10 protein-coding genes are annotated in these 19,827 nt (G+C 64.4%); 9 read left to right on the forward strand and 1 reads right to left on the reverse strand.

Going from position 1 to position 19,827, the window contains the following annotated elements:
• Nucleotides 1–237 precede the first annotated feature (237 nt).
• The 5 genes from aceE to DM872_RS28175 all read left to right on the forward strand — a co-directional run bounded on the left by aceE (nt 238) and on the right by DM872_RS28175 (nt 9,886).
• Nucleotides 238–2,883: a pyruvate dehydrogenase (acetyl-transferring), homodimeric type gene (gene aceE / locus DM872_RS28155; protein WP_179062482.1), complete on the forward strand. Its 2,646-nt coding sequence runs from the start codon at nt 238–240 to the stop codon at nt 2,881–2,883.
• 11 nt (nt 2,884–2,894) lie between these two features.
• Complete coding sequence (gene aceF, locus DM872_RS28160; protein WP_179062483.1) at nt 2,895–4,892, forward strand: dihydrolipoyllysine-residue acetyltransferase; 1,998 nt, start codon at nt 2,895–2,897, stop codon at nt 4,890–4,892.
• Between the two features lie 258 nt (nt 4,893–5,150).
• Nucleotides 5,151–7,847 carry a putative bifunctional diguanylate cyclase/phosphodiesterase gene (locus DM872_RS28165; protein WP_179062484.1) on the forward strand — a complete coding sequence of 899 codons (2,697 nt, stop codon included), beginning with the start codon at nt 5,151–5,153 and terminating at the stop codon, nt 7,845–7,847.
• Nucleotides 7,848–7,917: 70 nt separating this feature from the next.
• A complete protein-coding gene (gene msrA / locus DM872_RS28170; RefSeq protein WP_179062485.1) occupies nt 7,918–8,565 on the forward strand; it encodes a peptide-methionine (S)-S-oxide reductase MsrA in 648 nt (215 codons plus the stop codon).
• 40 nt (nt 8,566–8,605) lie between these two features.
• Nucleotides 8,606–9,886 (forward strand): HD-GYP domain-containing protein, encoded by a 1,281-nt coding sequence (locus DM872_RS28175; RefSeq protein ID WP_373273746.1) that lies wholly within the window; start codon nt 8,606–8,608, stop codon nt 9,884–9,886.
• Between the two features lie 22 nt (nt 9,887–9,908).
• Here the strand turns inward: DM872_RS28175 and DM872_RS28180 are convergent, their stop codons facing one another.
• Nucleotides 9,909–10,748, reverse strand: a complete 840-nt coding sequence (locus DM872_RS28180) for a 23S rRNA (adenine(2030)-N(6))-methyltransferase RlmJ (protein ID WP_179062486.1) — start codon at nt 10,746–10,748, stop codon at nt 9,909–9,911.
• 137 nt (nt 10,749–10,885) lie between these two features.
• On the opposite strand from DM872_RS28180, the gene DM872_RS28185 reads away from it, so the two are divergent.
• The 4 genes from DM872_RS28185 to selO all read left to right on the forward strand — a co-directional run bounded on the left by DM872_RS28185 (nt 10,886) and on the right by selO (nt 19,708).
• Nucleotides 10,886–12,688, forward strand: coding sequence for an acyl-CoA dehydrogenase (locus tag DM872_RS28185; protein ID WP_179062487.1), 1,803 nt, complete (start codon nt 10,886–10,888; stop codon nt 12,686–12,688).
• Nucleotides 12,689–12,964: 276 nt separating this feature from the next.
• Complete coding sequence (locus tag DM872_RS28190) at nt 12,965–14,707, forward strand: potassium/proton antiporter (RefSeq protein ID WP_179062488.1); 1,743 nt, start codon at nt 12,965–12,967, stop codon at nt 14,705–14,707.
• A gap of 166 nt (nt 14,708–14,873) precedes the next feature.
• Nucleotides 14,874–18,203, forward strand: a complete 3,330-nt coding sequence (gene mscK / locus DM872_RS28195; RefSeq protein WP_179062567.1) for a mechanosensitive channel MscK — start codon at nt 14,874–14,876, stop codon at nt 18,201–18,203.
• 44 nt (nt 18,204–18,247) lie between these two features.
• A complete protein-coding gene (gene selO, locus DM872_RS28200) occupies nt 18,248–19,708 on the forward strand; it encodes a protein adenylyltransferase SelO (protein ID WP_179062489.1) in 1,461 nt (486 codons plus the stop codon).
• Nucleotides 19,709–19,827: the final 119 nt, after the last annotated feature.

Genomic DNA, 19,827 nt, shown 5'->3' on the forward strand with positions numbered 1-19,827 from the left:
TGGCGCAGCGGTGGCGGAATAGCTCTAACTCGGGGCTTTCAGCCGACTGCGCCGCGCAGTCTGTAGTTTTACTACGAAAGATTGTATCCAGAGTGCTGAAACCTTCGTCGATTTGTAGTAAAACTACACGAGCCCGGTTCTACCCCCGGTAACAAGAATTTCGCCGCGACCGCCCCACAAGGCCGGCCGTGACCACTGGCATCCGATTCTGGAAGCCTTTCCGCCCTGGAGCAAGCCATGCAAGACCTCGATCCCGTCGAAACCCAGGAATGGCTGGATTCCCTGGAGTCCGTACTCGACAAAGAAGGCGAAGACCGCGCGCACTACCTGCTGACCCGCATGGGTGAGCTGGCGACCCGCAGCGGCACCCAATTGCCCTACGCCATCACTACGCCCTACCGCAACAGCATTCCCGTAACCCACGAAGCACGCATGCCCGGCGACCTGTTCATGGAACGCCGCATTCGCTCCATGGTGCGCTGGAACGCCCTGGCAATGGTGATGCGCACCAACCTGAACGACCCGGACCTGGGCGGTCACATTTCCAGCTTCGCTTCCTCGGCAACCCTGTACGACATCGGCTTCAACTACTTCTTCCAGGCTCCCACCGAAGAGCATGGCGGCGACCTGATCTTCTATCAGGGCCACGCCTCCCCCGGCATCTACGCCCGCGCCTTCATGGAAGGCCGCATCAGCGAAGACCAGATGGTCAACTTCCGTCAGGAAGTGGACGGCAAGGGCCTGTCCTCCTACCCGCACCCGTGGCTGATGCCGGACTTCTGGCAGTTCCCCACCGTCTCCATGGGCCTCGGCCCGATCCAGGCCATCTACCAGGCTCGCTTCATGAAGTACCTGGAAAGCCGCGGCTTCATCCCCGCCGGCAAGCAGAAGGTCTGGTGCTTCATGGGTGACGGCGAGTGCGACGAGCCGGAATCCCTCGGCGCCATCTCCATGGCCGGCCGCGAGAAGCTGGACAACCTGATCTTCGTCATCAACTGCAACCTGCAGCGCCTCGACGGCCCGGTCCGCGGTAACGGCAAGATCATCCAGGAACTGGAAGGCGTCTTCCGCGGTGCCCAGTGGAACGTCAACAAGGTGGTCTGGGGTCGCTTCTGGGACCCGCTGTTCGCCAAGGACAGCAACGGCACCCTGCAACGTCGCATGGACGAAGTAGTCGACGGCGAATACCAGAACTACAAGGCCAAAGACGGCGCGTACGTCCGCGAGAACTTCTTCAATACCCCGGAACTCAAGGAAATGGTCCAGGACCTTTCCGACGACGAGATCTGGAAGCTCAACCGTGGCGGCCACGACCCCTACAAGGTCTATGCGGCCTACCACCAGGCGGTCAACCACAAGGGCCAGCCCACCGTCATCCTCGCCAAGACCATCAAGGGCTACGGCACCGGTGCGGGCGAAGCGAAGAACACCGCTCACAACACCAAGAAGGTCGATGTCGAGAGCCTGAAGCAGTTCCGCGACCGCTTCGACATCCCGGTCAACGACGCCGACCTGGAAAAACTGCCGTTCTTCCGTCCGCAGGAAGGCAGTGCCGAGTACAAGTACCTCCACGAGCGCCGCGCCGCCCTGGGTGGTTACGTGCCGCAGCGTCGCGTCAACAGCTTCAGCATCCCGACGCCGCCGCTGGAAACCCTCAAGGCCATCCTCGACGGTTCGGGCGATCGTGAAATCTCCACCACCATGGCCTTCGTGCGCATCCTGGCGCAGCTGGTCAAGGACAAGGAACTCGGCCAGCGCATCGTTCCGATCATCCCGGACGAAGCCCGTACCTTCGGTATGGAAGGCATGTTCCGCCAGCTCGGCATCTACTCCTCGGTCGGCCAGCTCTACGAGCCTGTCGACAAGGACCAGGTGATGTTCTACCGCGAGGACAAGAAGGGCCAGATCCTCGAGGAAGGCATCAACGAAGCGGGCGCCATGTCCTCCTTCATCGCCGCCGGTACCTCCTACAGCAACCACAACCAGCCGATGCTGCCGTTCTACATCTTCTATTCGATGTTCGGCTTCCAGCGTATCGGTGACCTGGCCTGGGCCGCTGGCGACAGCCGCGCCCGTGGTTTCCTGATCGGCGGTACCGCCGGCCGTACCACCCTGAACGGCGAAGGTCTGCAGCACGAGGACGGCCACAGCCACCTCATGGCGGCCACCATTCCGAACTGCCGCACCTACGACCCCACCTTCGGCTATGAGCTGGCGGTGATCGTGCGTGAAGGCATCCGCCAGATGACCGAAGAACAGCAGAACATCTTCTACTACATCACCGTGATGAACGAGGCCTACACCCAGCCGGCGCTGCCGGCAGGCACCGAGGAAGGCATCATCAAGGGCATGTACCTCCTCGAGGAGGACAAGAAGGAAGCCGCGCATCACGTGCAACTGCTGGGTTCGGGCACCATCCTGCGCGAAGTCCAGGAAGCGGCGAAGATCCTCCGCGAGCAGTTCAACGTCGGCGCCGATGTCTGGAGCGTCACCAGCTTCAACGAGCTACGTCGCGACGGCCTGGCAGTCGAGCGCCAGAACCGCCTGCACCCGGAACAGAAGCCGAAGCAGACCTATGTCGAGCAGTGCCTGACTGGCCGCAAGGGCCCGGTCGTGGCCTCTACCGACTATATGAAGCTGTTTGCCGACCAGATCCGCCAGTGGGTCCCGAGCAAGGAGTACAAGGTCCTCGGCACCGACGGCTTCGGCCGCAGCGACAGCCGCAAGAAGCTGCGCCACTTCTTCGAAGTGGACCGTAACTGGGTGGTCCTGGCAGCCCTGGAGGCCCTGGCAGACCGCGGCGAGATCGAACCCAAGGTCGTGGCCGAGGCCATTGCCAAGTTCGGTATCGACCCTGAAAAACGCAACCCGCTGGACTGCTGAGGAGACGCATTGTGAGTGAATTGATTCGCGTACCCGACATCGGCAGTGGCGAAGGTGAAGTGATCGAGCTGTTCGTCAAGGTTGGCGACCGCATCGAAGCCGATCAGAGCCTGCTGACCCTGGAATCCGACAAGGCCAGCATGGAAATCCCGGCCCCCAAGGCCGGCGTGATCAAGAGCCTGAAGGTCAAGCTCGGAGATCGCCTGAAGGAAGGTGATGAACTGCTGGAACTGGAAGTCGAGGGTGCCGCCGCTGCGGCGCCCGCGCCGGCTGCCGCTCCCGCACCTGCTGCTGAAGCGAAGCCCGCCGCGGCTCCAGCACCGGCTGCTGCGCCTGCGGCCGCCAGCTCCAGCGTGCAGGACATCAAGGTTCCGGACATCGGCTCTGGCGGCACCGCCAAGGTCATCGAAGTGCTGGTCAAGGCGGGCGACACCGTCGAAGCCGAGCAGTCGCTGATCACCCTGGAGTCCGACAAGGCCAGCATGGAGATCCCCTCCCCCGTCGCGGGCGTGGTGGAGAGCGTCGAAGTCAAGCTGGATGCCGACGTCGGCACCGGCGACCTGATCCTCAAGCTGCGCGTTGCTGGCGCAGCTCCGGCAGCCGCAGCGCCTGCCCAGGCTGCTGCACCCGCTGCCGCCCCGGCACGTGCCGCCGCTCCGGCTGCAGCCCCTGCGCCGGCGGCTGGCGCCTCGGTGCAGGACGTCAAGGTTCCGGACATCGGTTCGGCCGGCAAGGCCAAGGTCATCGAAATCCTGGTCAAGGCGGGTGACACCGTCGAAGCCGAGCAGTCGCTGATCACCCTGGAATCCGACAAGGCCAGCATGGAGATCCCCTCGCCCGCCGCCGGCGTGGTGGAGAGCGTCGAGGTCAAGCTGGACGCCGAAGTCGGCACCGGTGACCTGATCCTCAAGCTCAAGGTTGCAGGCGCTGCTGCTCCGGCTCCGGCCGCCGCACCGGCTGCCGAGCAACCTGCGCACCGCGTACCCGACGGCGCTCACCCGGTCGCTGCCGCCGAGGTCGCCGCCATCGCGGCCCTGGCCGCCGCCGCGGCGAACACCACCGGCGTACCGGCGCGCTCCAGCGGCGCCAAGGTCCACGCAGGTCCGGCGGTTCGCCAGCTGGCCCGCGAGTTCGGTGTCGAGCTGAACGCAGTTCCGGCTACCGGCCCCCACGGCCGCGTGCTGAAGGAAGACGTGCAGGCGTACGTCAAAGCCATGATGCAGAAGGCCAAGGAAGCCCCGGCCGCAGCTGCCGCCGGTGCAACCGGCGGTGCTGGCATCCCGCCGATCCCGGTGGTGGACTTCAGCAAGTTTGGTGAAATCGAAGAAGTGGCCATGACCCGCCTGATGCAGGTCGGTGCCGCCAACCTGCATCGCAGCTGGCTCAACGTGCCGCACGTGACGCAGTTCGACTCGGCCGACATCACGGAGCTGGAAGCCTTCCGCGTGGCCCAGAAAGCGGTGGCCGAAAAGGCCGGCGTCAAGCTGACCGTCCTGCCGCTGCTGCTCAAGGCCTGTGCTTACCTGCTCAAGGAACTGCCGGACTTCAACAGCTCCCTGGCCCCCAGCGGCAAGGCGCTGATCCGCAAGAAGTACGTGCACATCGGCTTCGCCGTGGACACCCCGGACGGCCTGCTGGTGCCGGTGATCAAGAACGTCGACCAGAAGAGCCTGCTGCAACTGGCTGCCGAAGCCGCCGCCCTGGCTGAAAAAGCCCGGACCAAGAAGCTCTCTGCGGACGACATGCAAGGCGCCTGCTTCACCATCTCCAGCCTCGGCCACATTGGCGGCACCGGCTTCACGCCGATCGTCAACGCGCCCGAAGTGGCGATCCTTGGCGTGTCCAAGGCCGCCATGCAGCCGGTGTGGGACGGCAAGGCCTTCCAGCCGCGCCTGATGCTGCCGCTGTCGCTGTCCTACGATCACCGCGTGATCAACGGTGCCGCTGCCGCGCGCTTCACCAAGCGTCTCGGTGATGTGCTGGCGGACATCCGCACCATGCTGCTGTAACTCGTTTCAAATTCGCGAGCACGCCACGCTCGTACCTCAACCCCGCCCCCCTGAGGCGGGGTTTTTTTTGACTACGCGATACGCCCGCGCGCAAGCCGACTGTGCGATCGCGCACAGTTTCCATGCGCCCCTTTCCACTCGCGAATTGCACCGTGCGGCATGCTTGCCAGTGCCATCATCATGATGCACCCTTGCCCGATGCTTTGAAGAAGTAGGCCGGCCCCTCTACCGGTCAGAGAAGTGGAAGCCCAGCGCCCAATGAAGAGCCATCCCGATGCCGCCAGCCGTACGGTGGCCGAGATAGTGACGCAGTTGCCCGTCCCCTCGCGACTGGGCCTGATGCGTTTCGAGCGGCTCAACGAGGCCAGCTGGGCGATGCTTTTCCTCGATCCGAGCTGCGAGCGTTCCCTCGGTCTTCCAGCCAGCGAACTCTGCGCCCTGATCGACGCCCCCTACGCCAGCCTGATGGAACCGGAAACCCGCTATCGACTGCATGACGAGCTGCAGCTGCAGCTGGCCAGCCACCCGCACTACTCCATCCAGTACACGCTGCATTCACCCAACGGCCCCTTGTGCCTGCAGGAAATCGGCGAGTCTTTCCAGCAGCACGGGCGGCAACTGCTGCGTGGCTACCTGTTGGTGGCAGGCGATGCATCCGAACACAAGGAGCGGCTGAAGAACCTCGACCTGGAGGCCCAGAACAGCCGCCTGCGCACCTCCCTGGAGCTTTACCAGCGCTCCCAGGACGACCACCTGCAACACCTGATCCGGTCCCGTGCCCAGCAAAGCCTGATCGTCCGGCTGGCACGCCATCGCTACAGCTCCAGCAACCCGGCGCAAGAAGCCGCGCAGTTGATCACGCAGGCCGCCTGCGAGGCCTACGATGTGGCCCGCGTCGGCATCTGGCTGCTGGACGGCACCCAACTGTCAGCGGTCGGTCTGTTCCGCCGCGACGAGGATAACCACGAGCATCCAGGCGCGATGGAAATGAGCCAGTTTCCGCGCTACCTCGAAGCCTTGCACAGCGGCCGCGCCATCGATGCCCACAATGCCCAGAGCGATCCGCGCACCAGCGAACTGACCAGTACGTACCTCAAGCCACAAGGCATTACCGCCATGCTCGATGCCAGCATCCGCATCGGTGGCGAGGTGGTCGGCGTACTCTGTCTGGAGCACATCGGCCCGCCAAGGGTCTGGCAGACCGACGAGATCGCTTTCGCCGGCGAGCTGGCCGACCAGTTCGCGCAGGTGCTGGTGAACCAGCAGCGACGCCACGCCACCAGCGCCCTGCACCTGTTCCAGCGCGCCGTGGAACAGAGCGCCAGCGCCTTCCTGCTGGTGGATCGCGAAGGCCTGGTGGAGTACGTCAATCCGAGTTTCACCGCCATTACCCAGTACAGTGCCGATGAGGTCCACGGCCGCCGCCTTTCGGACCTGCCGGCCCTGGAGAACCTCAGCGAGCTGCTGTTCGACACCAGCTCGGGCCTGGCCGCCTGCAACAGCTGGCAGGGCGAGTTCCGTAGCCGGCGCAAGAACCTGGAGCCTTACTGGGGCCAGCTGTCCATTTCCAAGGTGTTCGGTGAAGACGGCGAGCTCACCCATTACATCGGGATCTACGAGGACGTCACCCACAGCAAGCTGGCCCAGCAGCGCATCGAAAAGCTGGCCTACACCGACAACCTCACCGGACTCGGCAACCGCCCCTATTTCATCCGTACCGTCGAAGAGCGCTTCAACAGCGACCGCGACACCCCGCTCTGCCTGCTGCTGGTGGATATCGACAATTTCAAGCGAATCAACGACAGCCTCGGCCACCAGACCGGCGACAAGCTGCTGGTGAGCCTGGCGCGGCGCCTGCGCAACAGCCTGAGTCCGAGCGGCATCCTCGCGCGTTTCGCCAGTAACGAGTTCGCTGTGCTGCTCGACGGGGCTGACCTGGAGAATGGGCAGAAGATCGCCGCCCAGGTACTGCAAACCCTCGACAAGCCGCTGTTCGTCGACAACCAGCTGATCAGCGTCACCGGCTCCCTCGGCCTTGCCTGCGCGCCGCTGCACGGCCGCGACCCACAAACTCTGATGAAGCACGCGGGCCTCGCCCTGCACAAGGCCAAGGCCAACGGCAAGCATCAGCTGCAGCTGTTCACCGAAGCGCTGAATGCCGAGGCCAGCTACAAGCTGTTCGTCGAGAACAACCTGCGCCGTGCGCTGGCTCAGAACGAGCTGGAAGTCTTCTACCAGCCCAAGCTGTGCCTGAAGACTGGCCAACTGCTCGGGATGGAGGCCCTGCTTCGCTGGCATCACCCGGAGAAGGGCATGATCAGCCCGGACCAGTTCATCAGCGTGGCCGAAGAGACCGGCATGATCATCCCCATCGGCAAATGGGTGATCCGCGAAGCCTGCCGCATGAGCAAACGTCTCTCCGCCGCAGGACTGGGCGACCTGCAGGTGGCGATCAACTTGTCGCCCAAGCAGTTCAGCGATCCCGACCTGGTGGGCTCCATCGCCGCCATCCTCCACGAAGAGCAGTTGCCGCCGAAACACCTGGAGCTGGAACTCACCGAAGGCCTGCTGCTGGAAGCCACCGACGACACCCGTCACCAGCTCAATCACTTGAAGAGCCTGGGACTGACCCTGGCCATGGACGACTTCGGTACCGGCTACTCCTCGCTCAGCTACCTGAAAAAATTCCCCATTGACGTGATCAAGATCGATCGCAGCTTCATCAAGGACATCCCCGAGAACCAGGACGACAAGGAGATCACCTCCGCGGTCATCGCCATGGCCCACAAGCTCAAGCTCAAAGTGGTCGCCGAAGGCATTGAAACCGCCGCCCAGCTCGGCTTCCTGCGCCGCCAGCATTGCGATGTGGGCCAGGGATACCTGTTCGACAAGCCGATCTCCGGCAAGCACCTGTTCGAAAACCTCGGTCGCTACCCCTGCCGCAAGGGCCCTTGAACAGCCGTTGAAAATTGACTGCGCAATCGGGGTAACATCGGGATTCATTGCAATCCCGAGGAGACGGCTGATGGTCCTGCGTTCGCAAATACTCGCCCACAAACTCGAGCTGCCCAGTGCCGCCCAGGCCCTGCCCGGCCGCGAGACGCCAATGCCGGTGCCTGACAGCCACTACGTCAATGGTCGTCCGCTGCAAGGCCCGTTCCCCGCTGGCCTGCAAGTGGCGCAGTTCGCCATGGGATGCTTCTGGGGCGCTGAAAGGCGCTTCTGGCAACAACCGGGAGTCTGGACCACCGCCGTGGGTTACGCCGGCGGCTTCACCCCGAACCCCACCTACGATGAAGTCTGCTCCGGCCTGACCGGGCACACGGAAGTGGTGCTGGTGGTGTTCGATCCACAGAAAACCAGTTTCGACGAACTGCTGAAGGTGTTCTGGGAAGCGCACAACCCGACTCAGGGCATGCGCCAGGGCAATGACATCGGTACCCAGTACCGCTCCGCCATTTATTGCTACGACGAAGACCAGTTGGCCGCGGCCCGCGCGAGCCAGGAGCGCTTCCAGGCGGAACTGGAGCATTCGGGATTCGGTGCCATCACCACTGAAGTAGAGGAGGCGCCTGCCTTCTATTACGCAGAGGCCTACCACCAGCAATATCTGGCGAAGAATCCCGGCGGCTATTGCGGCCTGGGTGGCACCGGCGTGTGCCTGCCAGGCTGAAGGAGTGCAGACGGGGCGGTTACCGAAGGATTAGACTCAAGTGGCCAGTCGCCACCAGTCACTCGGTATGCCGTCCCGACATCATTACATCCAGTCTGAACAACTCTGCATCGGCCTGTACATCCAACTGGAGCTGGGCTGGTGGGAACACGACTTCGCGTTCAGCAACTTCAAGATCAAGGACGACGCACAGGTTCGAGCCCTGCAGGCCCTCGGCCTGAACCGGCTTCGCTACGACCCGGCGCGCAGCGATTGCGAGCCCTTGCCGCCACCCGCCGAACCGGACTCTCGACCCCAGGCGCCGGTCGCCGAAGACCCGGAAACAAAGGCGCGTCAGGTTCGCAGTGAAAAGCTCCGCCAGCTTCGCCAGCGGGTGGCCGAGGTGGACCGCCGCTTCATCCAGGCCAGCCAGCAGGTCAAGACGCTCAACCAGACACTGCGGAGCCGGCCGGAAGAGGCCGTGAAGCAGGCCGGTGCGATAGTCGTAGAACTGGTCGACACCCTCCTCGGCGGGCCCGGCGCGGTGCTCCACAGCATCACCGGCAAAGCCGCCGACGACAGCTACTTCCATGCGCTCAACGTCACCGTTCTGGCCCTGCTGCTGGGCCGTCAGCTCGGCCTGGATGCCGAGGCCTGCCATAGCCTCGGGCTGGGCGGCCTGCTGCATGACATCGGCAAGTTGGAAGTACCGAGCAAGGTGCTGCTGAAAAGCGAGCCCCTGACCAAACCCGAATTGCAATTCCTGCAGCTGCACACGGATTTCGGCCTGAAGATGGGCCAGCGCCTGATGCTCGACGACGAAGTGCTGCGGATCATCCACGAGCACCACGAACACTGCGATGGCAGCGGCTACCCGCGCGGCCTGAAGGAAGCCGGCATCGGCCGCCTGAGCAAGCTGGTGGCCATCGCCAACCAGTTCGACAACCTGTGCAACCCGCTCGACCCGCGCACCGCCCTAAGCCCCCACGAGGCCCTGGCGCTGATGTTCAAGCAGCAGCGCCAGCGATTCGACGAAGTCGCGCTGAAAGCCTTCATCCGCGCCATGGGCGTCTACCCGCCGGGCAGTCTGGTGCAGCTGAATGACGAGCGCTTCGCCCTGGTGCTGGGTGTGAATCCATCCCAGCCGCTGAAGCCGACGCTGGTCGTCCACGACGTGGACGTTCCCAAGCAGGAGGCACTGATCCTGGATCTGGAGCAGGAGCCGCGCCTGTCCATCGCCCGCAGCTTGCGTCCATCGCAACTACCGCTGGAGGTGCTGGAATACCTCAGCCCGCGTCGCCAGCTGACCTACTACATCGAACCGCAGCCAGGCCGCAGCTGAATTCAGCGGCGGCCAGCCCGCTTCACTCCTCGATCAACCAGTCCAGCGTCCAACTGCCCTCGGTCTGCGCCAGGCGCTGGGCGAGCCAGGGCAGGGTCTGGCGCAGTTCATCCTCGATGCCCCATGGCGGATTGGCGATGGCCAACCCGGAACCGTTCAGTCCGGAGTCAGCGCGATCAGCCGCATGCACCCGTAGTTCCACACGCAAAAGCTTGGGCGCGCCACTGGCCTGCAGGCCCTGATAGAAGCGCCGGAGCTGTCGCTGGTCCTTGATCGGATACCAGATCGCGACCACCGTCTGCCGCATGCGGCCAATGGCTTCCTTGAGAGCGGTGACGCAGCGTTCCAGCTCATCTGCCTGCTCGAACGGCGGATCGATCAGCATCAGCGCGCGTTTTTCCGGCACCGGTAGCAGGGCTCGAGCCAGGTGCCAGCCCTCGCCCAGGTGCACGGCAACGCGACGGTCACCAGCCATGTTGTCTTTCAGCAGCTGGCCATCTTCGGGGTGCTTTTCGTTCAGCTGCAGCCGGTCCTGCGGGCGGGTCAGGCGCCGCGCCAGCTCAGGCGAACCGGGGTAGTAGCGCAGGCTGCCATCCGGATTCAGCTCGTGGATCACCCGCAGGTAATCGGCCATGGGCGCGGGCAGATCCGGCAAGTCCCAGAGACGGCCAATGCCTTCGCGCCATTCGTCGGTGCGACTGGCCTGGTCACCCAGGAGGTCGTAGAGGCCAACGCCGGCGTGGCTGTCGAGGACGGCGAAGGGTGCCTCCTTGCGCGACAGCAGGGCGATCAGGCGGGCCAGGGTGAAGTGTTTCAGCACGTCGGCATGGTTGCCGGCGTGAAAGGCATGGCGGTAGTTCATGGGGAATCCTCGCAAGGCGCGCATTCTACCAGCCAGCGCCCAATCACGGCTTCACCCCCTTTATCACGCTCGTGGATGTTGCTAGGCACCTTTCATTCACCGACCTAGACTCGGCTGATTACATCCGGAGAGCCACCATGTCCGAGACCCTGCTCAGTTCCCGCAACCTGGCCTTCGAACTCTACGAAGTGCTGGACGCCGAAGCCCTGACCCAACGCGAGCGCTTCGCCGATCACAACCGCGAGACCTTCGACGCCGCCCTGGGCACCGCCCGCAGCATCGCTGAAAAATTCTTCGCCCCGCACAACCGCAAGGGCGACGAACAGGAGCCGGAGTACGTCAACGGCGCCGCGACCCTAATCCCGGAAGTGAAACCCGCAGTCGACGCCTTCCTCGAAGCCGGTTTCCTGAATGCCACGCGCAGCTTCGAACAGGGCGGCATGCAGCTTCCCACCCTGCTGTCCCAGGCCTGCTTCGCCCACTTCCAGGCGGCCAACGTCGGCAGCTCGGCGTACCCCTTCCTGACCATGGGCGCGGCCAACCTGATCGAGAGCTTCGGTAGCGACGAGCAGAAACAGCGCTTCCTGCAGCCGATGATCGACGGCCGCTTCTTCGGCACCATGGCCCTGACCGAGCCCCATGCTGGTTCCTCGCTGTCGGATATCCGCACCCGCGCGGAGCCGGCCGCTGACGGCACCTACCGCATCAAGGGCAACAAGATCTTCATTTCCGGCGGCGACCACCCGCTGTCGGACAACATCGTGCACATGGTGCTGGCCAAGCTGCCGGACGCACCGCCCGGCGTGAAGGGCATTTCGCTGTTCATCGTGCCCAAGTTCCTGGTCAACGATGACGGCTCCCTGGGCAAGCGCAACGACGTGATCCTGGCCGGCCTGTTCCACAAGATGGGCTACCGCGGCACCACCTCCACGGCGCTGAACTTCGGTGATAACGGCGACTGCGTCGGCTATCTGGTGGGCAAACCCCACGCCGGCCTGTCCTACATGTTCCAGATGATGAACGAGGCGCGCATCGGCGTCGGCATGGGCGCGGTGATGCTCGGCTACGCCGGCTACCTCTACTCCCTGGAGTACGCCCGCGAACGTCCCCAGGGCCGCCTGCCGGACGGCAAGGACCCGACCTCGCCCCAGGTGTCGATCATCCAGCACGCCGACGTACGCCGCATGCTGCTGACCCAGAAGGCCTATGTGGAAGGCGCCTTCGACCTCGGCCTGTACTCCGCGCGCCTGTTCGACGACACCCAGACGCTGACCACCGAGGAAGAGCGCCAGCAGGCCCACGAACTGCTCGACCTGCTCACGCCCATCGTCAAATCCTGGCCTTCGGAGTTCTGCCTCAAGGCGAACGAACTGGCCGTCCAAATCCTCGGCGGCCACGGCTACACCCGTGAGTACCCCGTTGAGCAGTACTACCGCGACAACCGTCTGAACCCGATCCACGAAGGTACCCATGGCATCCAGTCCCTCGATCTGCTGGGCCGCAAGCTGGCGCAGAACAAGGGCGCCGGCCTCAAGCAACTGACCCGACTGATCAATGACTGCTGCGCACGCGCTGCCGAATACGAGTCGCTGAACGCCCTGCGCCAACCGCTGGAGCACCTGCTCGCGCGTCTATCCAACGTCACCCTGGCGCTGCTGGGTGACCTGATGCAGGGCAAGGTCAACCAGGCGCTGGCCAACTCGGCGCTGTACCTGAAGGTCTTCGGCCATACCGTGATCGGCTGGCGCTGGCTGGAACAGGCGATCCGCGCCGAACAGGGCCTGGCCCGTGGAAACGCCGCCGACGCCGACTTCTATCGCGGCAAGCTGCAGGCCGCGCGCTACTTCCTCACCTGGGAAGTACCCGGCTGCCATCACGAACTGGCGCTGCTGGAAGCCCGCGACGATACGTGCCTAGCCATGCAGGACAACTGGTTCTAGCCCTTATTCAGGGTTCTTCATGCCCCGCGCACATGCGGGGCTTTTTTATTGCGCGTAGCACGCCCCCGATAACAGCGCCCGGAACGCCGTCAGTCGTTACTTCATCCGCATTTTTCCCCTCTCCGGAACCTCGAACCCGTTCTCCTGCCCAAGGGCTTCCCGACGCTGGCAAGAACCCTGCATGAAATCTTGCAGAGCCTTGCCACCGGCAGGTTAGAATTCCTCGGCATGCGCCCCTGCATGCCGTTCCCAATCCCCATTTGCTAGGAGCTGCCAGTGGATGCCACCACCGTCAATAGCCTGTTCCTGATCGGCGCGGTGCTGGTAGGCATGAGCATTCTGGTCAGCGCCTTCGGATCTCGCTTCGGCGTCCCCATCCTGGTGGTGTTTCTCGTCGTCGGAATGCTCGCGGGCAGCGACGGCCCTGGCGGCATCGTCTTCAACAACTATTCCCAGGCCTATCTGGTCGGCAACCTGGCGTTGGCGATCATCCTGCTCGACGGCGGCATGCGTACCCGCGCGGCGACCTTCCGCGTGGCGCTCTGGCCTTCACTGTCACTGGCCACGGTCGGGGTACTGGTCACCGCCGGCCTGACCGGCGTCGCAGCTGCCTGGCTGTTCAACCTGAGTACCTTGGAGGGGCTGCTGATCGGCGCCATCGTCGGCTCCACCGACGCTGCGGCGGTGTTCAGCCTGCTCGGCGGGCGCGGCCTCAACGAACGCGTCAGCGCCACCCTGGAAATCGAGTCGGGTAGCAACGACCCCATGGCCGTGTTCCTCACGGTGACCATGATCGAGATGCTCGCCACCGGCCAGAGCGGATTCAGCTGGACCTTCGTCGTGCATATCGTCCAGCAGTTCGGCGTCGGCACCGTCATGGGCTTCGCCGGCGGCTGGCTGATGCTGCAAATGATCAACCGCCTGACCCTGGCCAACGGCCTCTACCCCTTGCTGGTGGTCGCCGGCGGCCTGCTGGTGTTCGCCCTGACCAACGCCGTGCACGGCAGCGGTATCCTTGCCGTCTACCTGTTTGGCCTGTTCCTCGGCAACCGCCCGATCCGCTCGCGCCACGGCATCCTGCATATCCTCGATGGCCTGACCTGGCTGGCGCAGATCGGCATGTTCCTGGTGCTGGGCCTCCTGGTCACGCCCCACGAACTCTTCCCGATCATCCTGCCGGCCCTCGGCCTGGCGCTGTGGATGATCGTGGTCGCCCGTCCGCTGTCGATCTTCCTCGGCCTGGCGCCGTTCCGCGCCTTCCATGACCGCGAGAAGGCCTTCATCGCCTGGGTCGGCCTGCGTGGCGCAGTGCCGATCATTCTGGCGGTGTTCCCGTTGATGGCCGGGCTGCCCAATGCCCAGCTGTTCTTCAACGTGGCCTTCTTCATCGTGCTGGTCTCGCTGGTGCTGCAAGGCACCAGCCTGCCCTGGGCGGCCAAGCTGCTGCGCGTCACCGTACCGCCGGAGCCCGCGCCCATCTCCCGCGCCGGCCTGGAGGTCCATCCCACCAGCGAGTGGGAGCTGTTCGTCTACCGCCTGGGCGCCGAAAAGTGGTGCATCGGCGCCGCCCTGCGTGAACTGAAGATGCCGGACGGCACGCGCATCGCGGCACTATTCCGGGGCAAGGAACTGCTGCACCCGTCGGGCAGTACCACCCTGGAAGCCGGCGATATTCTCTGCGTGGTCGGCCATGAACATGACCTCCCGGCCCTGGGCAAGCTGTTCAGCCAGGCGCCGCAACGCGGCCTCGACCTGCGCTTCTTCGGCGATTTCGTGCTGGAGGGCGATGCCCAGCTTTCGGCAGTGGCTTCGCTTTACGGCCTCAAGCTTGGCGAGCAGGACGGCCACTTGCCCCTGGGTCGCTTCATCGCCCACGAAATCGGCGGCGAGCCGGTGGTGGGCGATCAGGTGGAATGGAATGGCCTGACCTGGACCGTTGCTCTGATGGAAGGGAACAAGGTGCGCAAAGTGGGCGTCAAATTCCCCGAAGGTCAGAGCCGGCCGGGGCTGTTCCTCTAGGGGGACGCTCAAGGACGGCACTTTCAGGTCCAGGCCCCGCCACGGAAACGATGGGGCTCGCCAACAAGGCGACCCCGGATCACAACCGCTCGTGCCCGGCAGCCCCGCAAAGGCCGTCGTGGCATATCATTAGCCGCATTCAAACCCGAGCTGCCCGATCGCGATGATTGCTTCCTTGCGCACCTTTTTCGCTGCTGCCCTGCTGGGCTTCTGCCTGACGCCGGCCTACCTGCAAGCCGCCACCACCGTCACCCCCGGCCTGCCCAAGCCGGCCGCCGCGCCTGCCGAGAGCAAGCCCGCCGGTGCCGAGACCGCGGCCAAGGCCTCGATCGAGGAGCAGACCCAGTCCTTCGTCGCCAGCCAACAGGAGAGCGAGCAGGCCCTTGCCGCCCTCAAGCGCCAGCTGGAGAGCGCTCCCCGCCTTGTCGGCGAATCCCAACGGGAGCTCGCGCGGCTGAAGACCAGCCCGGCGGTGCCGGTGAAGGACCGCTACGGCAAATCCGATCTCGGACAGCTGGAAAAGCTGCTGGACACGCGCAGCAGTGAACTGGCCGAGCTGCAGAAGGAGCTCACCGAAGCCAACAGCCTGATCATCACCTCGCAAACACGCCCGGAGCGAGCCCAGGCCGAGATCAGCAGCAATCAGTCGCGTACCCAACAGATCAACGCCACGCTCAAATCCGGCAAGGAAGCGGGCAAGACCATCAGCGAAGAGCAGCGCACCCTGCTCAATGCCGAGCTTGCCGCTCTCGCCACCCAGACCGAACTGCGTCGCGAGGAACTCGCCGGCAACAGCCTGCTGCAGGACCTCGGCAACAGCCGCCGCGACCTGCTCATGGAGCGCATCCGCCGCCTGGAACAGGAAACCCAGGACCTGCAGTCGGTGATCAACGGGATGCGCCGGGAGAGCTCGGAGCAGACGGTGGCGGAGCTCGCTCGCGACGCCGACAAGGGCACGCCGGACAGCGTGTTGGCGAAGGAAAGCGCCATCAACCTGAAGATGTCCGATTATCTGCTGCGCTCTACTGATCGCCTCAATGAGCTCACCCAGCAGAATCTGCAGACCCGCCAGCAACTGGACAATCTCAGCCAGGCCGACCAGGCCCTGGAGGAGCAGATCAGCGTGCTCAAGGGCAGCCTGCTGCTGGCCAAGATCCTCTACCAGCAGAAGCAGGCCCTGCCTCAACTGCACCTCGACTCGAACCTGGCCGATGAGATCGCCGACATCCGCCTTTACCAGTTCGAGCTGAATCAGCAGCGCGACAAACTGGGCAATCCCCAGGCCTACGTCGACAGCCTGCTCGCCGATCAGCCGCCGGAACAGGTCACGCCGGAACTGCGCACCACCCTGACCAATCTGATTTCCACCCGCAGTGAACTGCTCGACCGCCTGAGCCGCGAGCTGAACAACCTGCTCAATGAATCCATCACCCTGCAGCTCAACCAGAAGCAGTTGCAGGAGACCTCCCAGGCCCTGCGCAACACCCTCGACGAGCAGATGTTCTGGATTCCCAGCAACAAGCCGCTGGACCTCAACTGGCTCAAGTCCGCCCCGCACCTGCTGGAACGCCAGTTGGGCGAAATGCCCTGGGGCGCGGGCGTGCGCGAACTGGGTGAAGGCCTGCTGGACCGCCCCTGGCTGTTCCTGCCCCTGCTACTGTTGATCGGCGGCCTGCTGTGGAAGCGCCGCTACCTCTACGCCAAGCTCAACGAAATCAACCAGGACGTCGGCCACTTCAAGCGTGACAGCCAACTGCATACGCCGATGGCGCTGTTCCTCACGGTGCTGCTGGCCCTGCCGGTCAGTCTGTTCCTCGTCCTTTGCGGCTTTGCCCTGCAGATCGACGCCCGCGGCCAGAACGCCACGCTGGGTGCAGCCCTGATAGAGATGGCCCAGGCCTGGATGGTGTTCTACACCCTCTATCGCATCCTCGCGCCGGGTGGCATCGCCGAACTGCACTTCCACTGGGATCGCCCGCAGGTCGCCTTCCTGCGCAGCCAGATACGGCGCCTCGGCGGCGTGGTCATGGCGTTGGTGGCCATCGTCACCGTGGCCGAACACCAACCGGCAGCCCTGGCCGACGACATCATCGGCGTGCTCGTGGTCCTCAGTTGCTATGCCCTGATGACCCTGGTGCTGAGCAACCTGCTGCTCGCCGAACCGATGCGCGAGCAAACCTCGCCGTTCCGCCTGCTGATCGGCGTCGCCTTCACCCTGCTGCCGCTGGCGCTTATCGTCGCGGTGGGCTTCGGCTACTACTACACCTCGCTCAAGCTCACCGACCGCCTGATCACCACGCTCTACCTGCTGATCCTCCTGCTGCTGGTCGAGGCCACCTTCGTGCGTGGTCTCGCCGTCGCGGCGCGGCGTCTGGCTTACCAGCGCGTGCTTGCCAAGCGCCAGGCGCAGACCAAGGAAAACGCCGAGGGCGAGGAAGTGGTGGTGGAAGAGCCGGCCCTCGACATCGAGAAGGTCAACCAGCAATCGCTGCGTCTGATCCGCCTCGCCCTGCTGGGCGTGTTCATCACCTGCCTGTACCTGGTCTGGGCCGACCTCATCAGCGTGTTCGCCTACCTCGACCAGGTCACCCTCTACCAGTACTCCAGCGGCACCGGCGACGCCGCCACCCTGGTACCGATCAGCCTGTTGGACGTACTCGGCGCACTGATCATCGCCGGCATCACCACGGCCCTCGCGCGCAACCTGCCGGGCCTGTTGGAAGTTCTGGTGCTGTCGCGGCTCAAGCTTGCCCAGGGTAGCGCCTACGCCACCACCACGCTGCTGTCCTACGCCATCGCCGGCATCGGTTTCGTCAGCGCGCTGTCCACCCTCGGGGTCAGCTGGGACAAGCTGCAATGGCTGGTCGCCGCGCTGTCCGTCGGTATCGGTTTCGGCATGCAGGCGATCTTCGCCAACTTCATTTCCGGCCTGATCCTGCTGTTCGAGCGCCCGGTGCGTATCGGCGACCTGGTGACCATCGGCACCGTCACCGGCACGGTGAACCGCATCCGCATCCGCGCGACACACATCACCGATAGCGACCGCAAGGAAGTGATCGTGCCGAACCAGATCTTCCTCACCAGCCAGTTGATCAACTGGACGCTGACCGACACCGTCACCCGCATCGTGCTGGTGTACAACGTCAACCGCAGCTCCGATCTCGACCTGGAACTGGTGCGCAAGCTGCTGCTGCAGGCCACTCAAGAGAACTCGCGCGTGCTGCGCGACCCGGCGCCTACCGTACAGCTGAAGACTTACGGCGCCAGCACCCTGGAGCACGAGCTGAAGATCTACGTTCGCGAGCTGGGTGATCGCGGCCTGGCGACCGATGAGCTGAACCGACGCATCGATGAGCTGTTCAAGGAACACGACATCAACACGTCCAGCACACCGAAGATGGACATCACCCTCACCCGCCCCGCCGAGAAACATGCCGAGGGCGAAGTCGCAGAAGTGACGATCAAGGGCAAGGCCCCGGTTCCGGAGGCCCGATGATCTGTGCACTTCCTGTCGGCACGGCGGCGTGACAAGCTGAACCCATGAAAAAACTCGACGAACTGCGCTTCGACAACCGCTTCGCCCGCCTGGGCGACGCCTTCTCCACCGAGGTGCTGCCCGAGCCCCTCGCCGAGCCGCGCGTGGTGGTATCCAGCCCGGCGGCCATGGCCCTCCTCGACCTGGACCCGGCTGAAGCCGACAACCCGGTGTACGCCGAAGTGTTCACCGGACACAAGGTCTGGGCGGATGCCGAGCCACGGGCGATGGTCTATTCCGGCCACCAGTTCGGCGTCTACAACCCACGCCTTGGCGATGGGCGCGGCCTGCTCCTGGGCGAAGTGCTGAACGACAGGGGCGAGTACTGGGACCTGCACCTCAAGGGCGCCGGCCAGACGCCCTATTCACGCATGGGCGATGGCCGCGCCGTGCTGCGCAGCTCGATTCGCGAATTTCTCGCCAGCGAGTACCTGCATGCGCTCGGCATTCCCACCAGCCGCGCACTGTGCGTCACCGGTTCCTCGACGCCGGTGTACCGGGAAACCCGCGAAACCGGTGCCATGCTGCTGCGCCTGTCGCCCAGCCATGTGCGCTTCGGCCACTTCGAATACTTCTATTACACGCGCCAGCACGAGCAGCTCGAAGCCCTGGGCCGGCACGTTCTCGAATGCCATTTCCCCCACTGCCTGGAACAGGAGCAGCCCTGGACCGCCTTCTTCCGCGAAGTGCTGGAGCGCAACGCCGAGATGATCGCCCTCTGGCAGGCCTACGGCTTCTGCCACGGCGTGATGAACACCGACAACATGTCGATCCTGGGCATCACCTTCGACTACGGCCCCTACGCCTTCCTCGACGACTTCGACGCCAACCACATCTGCAACCACTCCGATGACGGCGGACGCTACAGCTTCAGCAACCAGGTGCCCATCGCCCACTGGAACCTGGCCGCACTGGCCCAGGCGCTGACGCCCTACATCGACGTGGAACAGCTGCGGGAAACCCTCAACCTGTTCCTGCCGCTCTACCAGGCCCACTACCTGGACCTGATGCGCCGCCGCCTGGGCTTCACTTCCGCAGCCGAAACGGACGACGCCCTGGTGCAACGCCTGCTGCAATTGATGCAGGGCAGCGCAGTGGACTACAGCCAGTTCTTCCGCCGACTGGGCGATGAAGCACCGGAACAGGCGTTGAGCCGATTGCGGGACGACTTCGTCGATCTCGCCGGCTTCGATGCCTGGGCGGCGGACTACCGGGCCCGCGCGGCGCAGGATGGCGACGATCAGCAAGCACGCCGCACGCGGATGCATGCGGTGAATCCGAAGTACGTTCTGCGCAACTACCTGGCCCAACGCGCGATCGAGGCCGCCCAGCAAGGCGACTACGCCGAGGTGCGCCAACTGCACGCGGTGCTCTCGCGTCCGTTCGACGAACAACCGGGCATGGAGCGCTTTGCCGAGCGCCCGCCGGAATGGGGCAAGCACCTGGAGATCAGTTGCTCGTCCTGAGCCCCAATCCCTGTAGGAGCTAGCTTGCTAGCGAACAGCAGTTTCTTCGCCAGCAAGCTGGCTCCTACAAATCAGGCCCCATTGCCACATGCCGCTCGGCGCTGTCCACCAGATGCTGC

Origin of the sequence: Pseudomonas taiwanensis (assembly GCF_013393345.1) — a bacterium.
GTDB lineage: Bacteria > Pseudomonadota > Gammaproteobacteria > Pseudomonadales > Pseudomonadaceae > Metapseudomonas > Metapseudomonas resinovorans_C.